Annotated in this window: 1 protein-coding gene; it reads right to left on the bottom strand. The window is 44.1% G+C overall.

The annotated features are described in order from the left end of the window. The coding region (locus KDK19_RS13355) for a hypothetical protein (RefSeq protein ID WP_257255269.1) at positions 1–1,615 on the bottom strand (1,615 nt) is incomplete at both ends.

The following is a 1,615-nucleotide window of genomic DNA, read 5'->3' as shown; positions in this document are numbered from 1 at the left end:
AGTCGTCCATAGCGGCCCGAACTTTTGCCTGCCTCGGCGTGTACTGGAAGGGACCGTCGTCATCTTCGACGGCTTTCTCTGCCGCTTTCAGGACTCCCTTCATTCTCTCAATGGCGGCTTCTCTGACTTTAATCTCACCTTCCAGATGAGCCTGTTTATGAATCAGTTGTTGGGCCTTGCTGCCAATAACATCATCACTGCCCAGTTGTAACCGTTTGTTTCTCAGGGCATTAATCCGTTGTTCATGAGTATCAGTAGCGTCTGGTTTGAGACCCACGGCTTCTTCGACGGTGTTAAGAGCTGCTTTACGATAATCCGCCAGAGCCTCTTTTGCTTTTGATACAGCTTCACTTTTTTGCTTCAGGACTAAACCCAGTGCGTCCATTTCCTTTTCATGTGCGGCTTTAGCCTGCTCATCAATGTGTCCGGGATCTTCAATCTCCTGTTTTTTACGATCCAGATTCTCTTTTGCATCTCTCTGTTCAAGCCGTGCATTGGTCACTGCCATAATTTTCCTGTAGTGCTCACGCAGGAATTCCGTGATCCGAAAATGCTTTTGTCTGATTAAAATCTGTTCACCCAATTCGCTATAGACTTCATCGCTTGCTTCCCGAACAAGAGTATCTACATAAGCCAAAGTATCGATAAAGTCATCAGCTTCTTCCTGTAAACTGAGGTCATCTCTAATCTGAACATTAAGATTTATTTTGGTTTTCAGTTTCTTAAAGATTTCCTCTCGTCTTTGTATACCGTGTTCTTCCAGAAAATCATTGACGTCCTCTACTCGCTCTTGAAGGGTTTGCTCGTCATCTGCAGTCAGACCCAGCCTTATTTGAACTTGTTTCATTGCCCGATTGAGAACTATGTCGTCTCCATCCGAGATACTTTCGTGTACAGCTGGGGGGCCGGTAAATAAATATTGTTTGACACGAATAGCATCCAGCTTTTGCTTAGCTGTCTTCTGCTCACTTTCAGCTTCTTCTATTGCTTCCCTGACTGTGGCTACTTCACGATCAAGAACGTACCGGGGTTTGGGGTCCAGGCGAGCCATTTGCCTGTCAAGTTCATTGTCAATGGCTGTGATATGCTCATTAACCTCAGAAACACCTGCTTTGAAAACTTTTTCTTCCAGCTGTTCGAGTTTTTTTTTAATTAGAATGTTTTGGTCTTCTATACCGGCGTCATCTCTATAGTCCTCAATGTTGAGTTGATGAGCAATTTCATTGTTTCTGGCCCTTCTGAACACTTCATCGCCATGGGTTTCTTCTACCTCACCCATTAATTCCGAAATTTTGCAGTAAATAACATTCTTGTTGTCGTTGAGGTGAACGTCGTTTTCAAATACTACTTCCAGATCGCTGGCCAGTTTAGCAAGGAAAGTCTTGCCTCTTTCTTTTGCCGCATCGTTTACAATGGGGTAGATCTGCAGCCTGTCCTCTATATCTTTAAGCAGCCTTTCCTGTTGTCTTACGACTCGCCAATCCGCAGCTTCGATATAAAAGGTAAGTCTGATTAGCTTATCGTATTTACTGGTTCTTTTTTGAGCAACTGTCTTTTGAGCAACTGCGGTGTAAGCTTTCCAGGGAATTTGTTCTATCGTATCCAGCATGGACTC

Origin of the sequence: Endozoicomonas sp. ONNA1, assembly GCF_024606325.1 — a bacterium.
Taxonomy (GTDB): Bacteria; Pseudomonadota; Gammaproteobacteria; order Pseudomonadales; family Endozoicomonadaceae; genus Endozoicomonas_A.
Note: the sequence above shows the minus strand (reverse complement) of the source record. Positions and strands in the feature narration are given on the sequence as shown.